This is a genomic window from Streptomyces sp. NPDC058335, from assembly GCF_042723915.1.
Lineage (GTDB): Bacteria > Actinomycetota > Actinomycetes > Streptomycetales > Streptomycetaceae > Streptomyces.
The window spans coordinates 1-7,087 of record NZ_JBHXHX010000045.1; the positions used below are offsets into that span (position 1 = coordinate 1).

Consider the following 7,087-nt stretch of genomic DNA (forward strand, 5'->3'; position numbering starts at 1 on the left):
GTCTCCGCCGCCACCCGCCGCAGGACCTCGGGGACTTCCGTCTCCATCGTCGTATTGGAACTGGGCACCAGCATGCCCACACGGTAGGAACTCATAGCCGTACACCTTTCGTCACGCACGCGGGTAGGCCATGACGGTTTCACCGAGTACGCCTCGCTGGAACGCCCGGCGGATACTCCGTACTCGCAGGGCGAGGCTCGGCAGCCTCTCCCTCGGAGTACGGAGTATCGGCCCGGCGTTCCACTCCGGATCCGCGGCGCCCATCGTCGAGGGCAAGCAGACGGACACAGCGGAAAGGGACGTCCGATGGAACTCAGGCCGATGCGATCATGGATTCACCACAGCAGGGGCAAGGTGCTGCGGCAGGCTGAGACGACACGGGCCGAACTGGGCCTGTTCGAGGACATGTTCACGCGGCAGGGCTTTGAAGGCCGTGACGCGCACATGTACCGCCGCCACGAGCCGACCGCCTGGAAGCGTGCCGACCAGGACGCGCAGCCCTATGACTTCAACGGGCAGGTGGTGGAGCCCACCGACCTGAAGCACGCCGACGGGCTGCCGCTGCGGCTGTTCCACAACGACGACGTCTCCGTCTGGGTGAGCCGGCGCAGCACGGACATGCCCTACTCGGTGCGCAACGCCGACGGGGACGAGCTGTACTTCGTGCACGACGGCACCGGCACCTTCTACACCGAGTTCGGGCCGATCCCCTACGAGCCCGGTGACTACGTCCTGGTGCCCAAGGGCACGACGTACCGAATCCGCCCGGCCGGCCCCGTGAACTACTTCCTGATCTTCGAGTCGCCCGAGGAGATCGGCTTCGCCGACATCGGGGCGCACGGCCGCCGCGCCCCGTTCGACCCGGACCTGCTGTACGTGCCGACCCCGCAACTCGACGAGCTGGGCGACGGCCGCAACCAGGACGGGGAGTGGCCGGTGCGGATCAAGTCGCGCGGCGAACACACCTCGGTGTACTACGAGTTCGACCCGATCGACGTTGAGGGCTGGAAGGGCGACCTGTTCCCCTTCAAGCTGAACATCCGGGACTACCGGCCGATCATGAGCGACCGCATCCACCTGATGCCGTCCGCGTACGCCGTCTTCGCGACGCCGGACTTCATGGTGGGCAACCTGCTCCCGCGCCCCTATGAGTCGGCCGAGGACGTGGAGGTCATTCCGGGGTATCACCGCAACGTGGACTACGACGAGTTCACGTTCCTCCACAACGGCACGGTCATGGGTTTGGAGGTCGCCAAAGCCAGCATCTCCCTGGTTCCGCGGGGCCGGCACCACGGCTTCCCGGACGACTACCAGGAAGTGCTGCGCAAGACCGTCAAGCCGGGCGACCGCATCGACTACGAGATCGTCTTTCTGGACACGCTGCACCCGCTGACGCCCTCGCAGGAACTCTGGGACACCCAGCGTCAGGGCGAGCACTTTTTCGAGGGCGGGCGTGGAAGCGGTGACGCCCAGTGACGCGGCAGAAGCAGGTCAGCACCACAGCCGTCGGCCTGATCGATTACAAGACGCTGCCGGCGGGAACCGAGACGACGGTCATCCCGCTAGCCGCCGCCGACGGCGCCGGCTCCCGCGGGGTCCTCTACGCCCGGGGCGGCGAGCGGACGGTGGTCGTAGTGTCGCATCCCCGGGGCGACATGACCCGGCACTACGCGGCTCCGGCGGTCCTGGAGGCCGGGTACGCCTTCTACGCGCACGCTCCGCGGAGCCTGAACAACGACGTCGACATCGAACACGAGCGGCTGTTGCTCGATCTCGCGGCGGGGCTGGGCCACCTGAAGAACGAGCGGGGCTACGAGAACATCGTGTTGCTCGGCAACAGCGGCGGCGGATCGCTGCTGACGTTCTACCAGCAGCAGGCGAGCACGGCCCCGCCGGGAAGGCTGACGGACACCGCGTCCGGGGATCTGTTGGACCTCAACGCGGTGGAGATGCCCAAGGCGGACGGGCTCGTGCTGCTCGCGGCGCATCCCGGCCAGGGAGCCATCATGCTGACCGGTATCGACCCGTCGGTGATCGACGAGGAGGATCCGTTGGCGGTGGATCCCGGGCTGGACATGTACGACCCTGTGAACGGGTTCCGTGAGCCCCCGGAACCGAGCAAGTACTCCCCGGAGTTCCTCGTGCGCTACCGGGCGGCGCAGCAGGTTCGCGTGGCCCGGCTGGACGCCCGGGCCCGCGCGCTGATCGCCGAGCAGCGGCGTCACCGGCAAAAGATGCAGGAACCCGGATTCGCGGACCTGCCCTTGGAGGAGCGCACCTACATCACCCGCCGGGCGGTGGCCGGCCACTACATGGTCGTCCACCGGACCGAGGCCGATCCGGCCTACCTGGACGTGAGCCTGCACTCCTGGAAGTCCACCCGCACACCCGCCTCGATCCTCGGACCCCGGCCCGACCAGGTCAACTACGCTCCCGGCGGATTCGGCCGGCTCGTCACACCGCGAGCGTGGCTGAGCACCTGGTCGGGGCTGTCGACCCGGGCCACGCTCATCGAGTCACTGAAGTCGATCCACGAGCCGCTCCTCCTGATCAGCCTCACGTCGGACAGTCTCGGCTTCCCCGACGCCAGCCAGGCACAGCGCGACGCCAGCCCTTCCGAGGACAAGACGATCCGGTTCGTGGAGGCCGAGCACTTCGCCACCCCCCTTCCGAAACGGGAAGAGGCCCTGCGACTCGTCGTCGAGTGGCTCGCTCCGCACTTCCCGTCCCGATCAGGAGAATGACATGAAGCAGTTCGTGGTGACGCTCGAACTCCTCGCAGACCCACCGGGCCCCGAGGTGAGTGAGGCCCAACAGGCGTTCCTGGCCGAGCTTCTTCAGCAAGGCACCCTCATGATGTCCGGACCGTTCAGCGACGGCCGTGGTGGGATGGCCATCCTGCGCGGTGACTCACTCGAAGCAGCACAGGACCTCTACGGCGAGAGCCCCATCGTCCGCTCCGGCGGCGCGGCGGTGGACGTGCGCGAATGGAACGTCCTGCTCGACTCGACCCGGCGGTGAAGCCGTACCCCCTCCCCAGCCAGGTGAGTGAGTGCCTCAGTCCCACGGCGCGATCCGCTCGAGGATGTCCTCCGCTGTGCGGCCCTCTGCTCGACGATCTGTCCCGCGGGAGCGATCACGTGCACCGGCTGGATAGTCTGCCCGGCCGACATCATGCCGAAGTCCAGGTCGCCGTCCTGGTGTGTCCCCTCTCCACGCGCCATCCCGCGACGGCGTACCGGCCGGGGAAACCGGAGGCCTCCGCGGACGCCATCGCCGTCCGCTGGCCACCGGTCGACGGTCACCGCTGCGCCGGCAGTCGGTGACCGTCTCTTGGCCACGGAGCTCAGCAACAGCCTGTCGAATGCGCGCTCGTGGGCCATCGTCGTCGCTGCCGGGGCGGCGGCCTTCTGATCCTGGGCGATGCGGCCGCGCAGCATGGTCTCCACGATCTTTGTACTGCTCCGCCTCCTCCGGTGTGTGGAGGGCGTCGAAGAGGATGATGCCGCCCGGGGTGAGGATCGCCGTGGCGGACATAAAACCGACGCTGAGCACGGCGACGTTGTCGAAGATCCGGAGCGGCACGGGAGCGGGGACCTGGGTGGGGTGTAGCCGGCGGTGAGCGCGTTGACGATGCTGGTGAGGTTCGGGGTGTCACCGGCGAGTTCGGCGGCGCGGTCGAAGTAGTCCTGTGCGGTCGGGTCGGCGGATGCACGCTCGGGGCGCAGCGGCACCGCGCCGGCGCCGACCGCTGCGGCGCCGAGCTGCCAGAAACGGTGGCGCGTCAGGGGTCCGTGTGGGTGGACTTCGGGCCATGTGTTGTGACGGGTGACCGGCCGTCCGTCGCCGGCGTGGGCTGCGTCACCGTGCTGAGGTTCTCAGGCGGCCGAGGGCGGCGAGCACGAGCTGTACGCGGCCTGGATGTACCGCAGGCAGACGGTCCACGACGTCGCCTTCACCGGCGGCTCCGGACCCCGCCTGCACCATCTCGGCGTCGCCACCCACGAGCTGCATCAAGTGCTGCGCCGACCTGTTCGGCTCGCTCCGCAAAGGAGCACCACATCGAGCGCGGCCCGGGACGGCAGGGCGTCTCCAACGCCTTCTACCTCTACCTTCGCGACCCCGACGGCCACCGCGTCGAGGTCTACACCTCGGACTAGTACACCGGCGACCCGCACCACGAGACGTACCGATGGAGCGTCCACGACGACCGCCGCCGCCGCCACTTCTGGGGCAACGCCGTCATCGAGTCCTGGTACAAGGAGGCCACCCCGGTCCTCGACGTCGACCGGAAACCGCACCCCGTCACCGAGGCCGTGCTCGATGAGTCAGCCGTGATCGGCGGGGCCGACGGCCTCGGCTGATGCAATCACATGACGGGAACCGATCAGCTGTAGAAGTTCTTCGGCCAGCGGTGCTTGGCCAGCAAGGCGAGCTCCTGGGTGGTCAGCGGCGGTGCGTCGGCGATCGCAGCGTTGCGTTCTACGTTCCGCAGCGACCGCATCCCGACGATGACCGTGGAGACCGCCGGCCCTGCGAGCGCGAACCGGAGCGCCGTGGAGGGCAGTTCCTCGATGCCGAGCCCCAGGTCGGCCAGGAGCGCGTCCACGCGCTCCTCGACCTGGGTGGGCCTGTCGTCCCTGAAGTACCAGTTGCGCCAGTCTCCCTCGGGGAAGGTGACACCCGTCCGGATCGAGCCGGTCAGGGCCCCCTCGTCGAGTACCACCCGCCCAATCACACCCACGCCGTACTCCTCGCAGGCGGGCAGCAGGGTGTCTGCCGGGGCCTGCTCGAAGACGTTGTAGATGACCTGGACCGCGTCCAGAACGCCCGTACGCAGCACGGTGAGCACGTTCTCGGGCTGGTGGTCCTTGACGGAGATCCCGAAGGACCTGATCTTGCCCTCCTGTTTGAGGGCGTCCACCGTTTCCAGCCAGTCGCCGCGGCCGGTCCACTCGTCTTCCCAGGTGTGCAACTGGAGAAGATCGACGTGGTCGCGGCCCAGTTCGCGGAGGCTGGTCTCCAGGCTGTCGCGCAGGTGAGAGCCGGGGAACGCCTCGTCGGGGTGCAGCCCGCTCGACGCCAGCGAGACCGGGACCTTCGGCCCGACCTTCGTCGCTACGTGCACGCCGTCACCCCTGTCCGGGAGCTCCCTGAGCGCGCGGCCGACGACACGCTCACTGCGGTCGTATCCCCTTGCGGTGTCGATGAAGGTGACGCCCAGATCGATGGCGCGGTGCAGGGCACGCACACCGGAGTCGTCGTCGGCGCCGACCCAGGCTCCCTGGCCCAGGCCCCAGGCCCCGTAGCCGATCTCGGACACGGTGAGCCCGGTGCGGCCGAGTTCCCGAAAACGCATGCGATGTCCGACCCCTCTTAGGACCCGTGCCAGGTCCGGTTTCCATGGGCCTTGCGGCACCACGACTTGCCTGGTCAACGGTACAGACGGCGGATGCTCGGCCACCACCTCGCACGGGCACTGAAACTTTCGGACCCCCGCAGGACTCCGCACGGACGTACACCTCACAACAGGCCGTACGTACGGGCTTTGGCAGTCAGTTGGGCCCGGTTGCGGGCGGCGAGCTCGTGCATCATCTCTCGTAGGCAGGAACTCACGATGCTGGCCGAGAGATTGAGTTCGGTGCCGATGTCCGGGTTGGCGTGTCCGGCCGCGACGAGGCGCAGACGTCGTACTCGCGGGCGATGACCGGAGCCGTGTGGGGCGCGGGTCGGCGGCGAGGACGCGCCCGATGTCGGCCGGATAGATGTCGGAACTCCCGGTGACGAGCATGTCCCTGCACGGGTCGACGATGACGACCGACCGGTCTCGGTCATGGAGGCGGCGATGCCGCGGGTGTACAGCCGGCCGTTCGGCTCGATGGTCTCTGTGGTGACTGGCGGAGGTTGCCGTGATAGCGGAGTATGACGATTGACGATCGGGCCATGAACCGTGAGTTCGAAGGTGCGCCGCGCTTAGCGATGCGCCAGACGTCGCTCAAGACTGCGGTTGACCCGGTAACGCTGGCGGCGAGCTTGAGGGCCGTATCCCGCCCCAGTCCGTTGCCGGCGCCCGTGATCGCGACGGTCGACTGCTTGGTGCCCGACATGGTTCTGCATCCTTGGATGCGGAAGGTTCCGCTGCCGAGCGGAGTGAGCCTCCGGGGCAGGCGGTTGAGCGCTGGAGGTCCCCTACCATCTCCACACATGGATGATGTATCAACACCCTGGTGCTCCGTAGAAGATCTTCAGATCGCGCAACTCGGATCATTCCGTGGAGCTTGGCCCACGCCTGGGCGGCGATCTGCTCAGCGAAGCGCCCGTGCGCCGTCGCCTCGGACGGGTCGAAGACGGGCGGACGCTGGTCCCAGGTGTGGCCTGTCGTTGCCACTCAGACGATCGCGGCCAGGGTTCCGACCTGCCCAAATGAGTTGCGCTCCAACGAAGTTGGGCGGCGTGCAGCGGCCTGCCGGTCACTCTGCTTGAGCTTGACGCCGAGGTGTGATCATATAGATGATACATCAACTGAGCCAGGTGTCTCGCAGGGGCAGCACGCCCCACGCGCAGCCCATGATGTCGAATTGAAAGGCGTATGCACATCATGAAGAAGCGTCTCATTGGCATGATTGCCGCAGGCGGCGCGGCAGCCGCGGCACTGACCGTCACCGCCAGCCCGGCCCAGGCGGCGAGTCAGCCGCCCCAGTGCCAGGCCGACGCGGGCACCGCCTGCGTGGCCGTCACCAACGGAACCAAAGGCCAGGTTCACAGCATCAGCGTGAACGGCCAGTGCGTGTCATTTACCACGGACAGCGTGAACCAGTACTTTCCCGAGGTGACCGTGGCCTCCTCCGGGGCGTCGCCCACCACACTGACGTACTCGGGCTATCACTGCGAGAGCACCTCTCAGAACTCGCAGCCCGTGGGCTGGTTCACGGGCCCCGCGGCCGACAATTACCGCTGGGTGATCATCGGCCGCATCTGGCAGTGACACATGCGACGCGGTGATCGTCCCGGCGGCGGCCACCGCATCGGCTACTCGACACATTGCACGCCGCTAACGGTGAGCGAGACCCTGCGGGCCGGTCGGGGT

At 67.7% G+C, this 7,087-nt stretch carries 6 protein-coding genes; 4 read left to right on the plus strand and 2 right to left on the minus strand.

The features are described from left to right. The first annotated feature begins 321 nt into the window (after window positions 1–321). The 3 genes from ACFWJX_RS40565 to ACFWJX_RS40575 are packed head-to-tail and all read left to right on the plus strand — an operon-like array spanning window position 322 to window position 3,021. Complete coding sequence (locus ACFWJX_RS40565; RefSeq protein WP_383252134.1) at window positions 322–1,476, plus strand: homogentisate 1,2-dioxygenase; 1,155 nt, start codon at window positions 322–324, stop codon at window positions 1,474–1,476. Beyond that, window positions 1,473–2,744 carry a hypothetical protein gene (locus ACFWJX_RS40570; protein WP_383252137.1) on the plus strand — a complete coding sequence of 424 codons (1,272 nt, stop codon included), beginning with the start codon at window positions 1,473–1,475 and terminating at the stop codon, window positions 2,742–2,744. Before ACFWJX_RS40565 ends, ACFWJX_RS40570 begins: the two co-directional genes overlap by 4 nt. Window position 2,745: 1 nt before the next feature. Continuing rightward, window positions 2,746–3,021 carry a YciI family protein gene (locus tag ACFWJX_RS40575; protein ID WP_383252139.1) on the plus strand — a complete coding sequence of 92 codons (276 nt, stop codon included), beginning with the start codon at window positions 2,746–2,748 and terminating at the stop codon, window positions 3,019–3,021. Window positions 3,022–4,387: 1,366 nt separating this feature from the next. On the opposite strand, the gene ACFWJX_RS40580 is transcribed toward ACFWJX_RS40575, so the two are convergent. Both ACFWJX_RS40580 and ACFWJX_RS40585 read right to left on the minus strand, forming a co-directional pair. After that, entirely contained in the window at window positions 4,388–5,359 is a 972-nt protein-coding gene (locus ACFWJX_RS40580) for an aldo/keto reductase (protein ID WP_383252141.1), read from the minus strand. A 164-nt stretch (window positions 5,360–5,523) separates the two neighbouring features. Beyond that, entirely contained in the window at window positions 5,524–5,835 is a 312-nt protein-coding gene (locus ACFWJX_RS40585) for a LuxR C-terminal-related transcriptional regulator (protein WP_383252143.1), read from the minus strand. A 763-nt stretch (window positions 5,836–6,598) separates the two neighbouring features. Here ACFWJX_RS40585 and ACFWJX_RS40590 point away from each other — a divergent pair. After that, window positions 6,599–6,985: a hypothetical protein gene (locus ACFWJX_RS40590; RefSeq protein WP_383252145.1), complete on the plus strand. Its 387-nt coding sequence runs from the start codon at window positions 6,599–6,601 to the stop codon at window positions 6,983–6,985. Window positions 6,986–7,087: the final 102 nt, after the last annotated feature.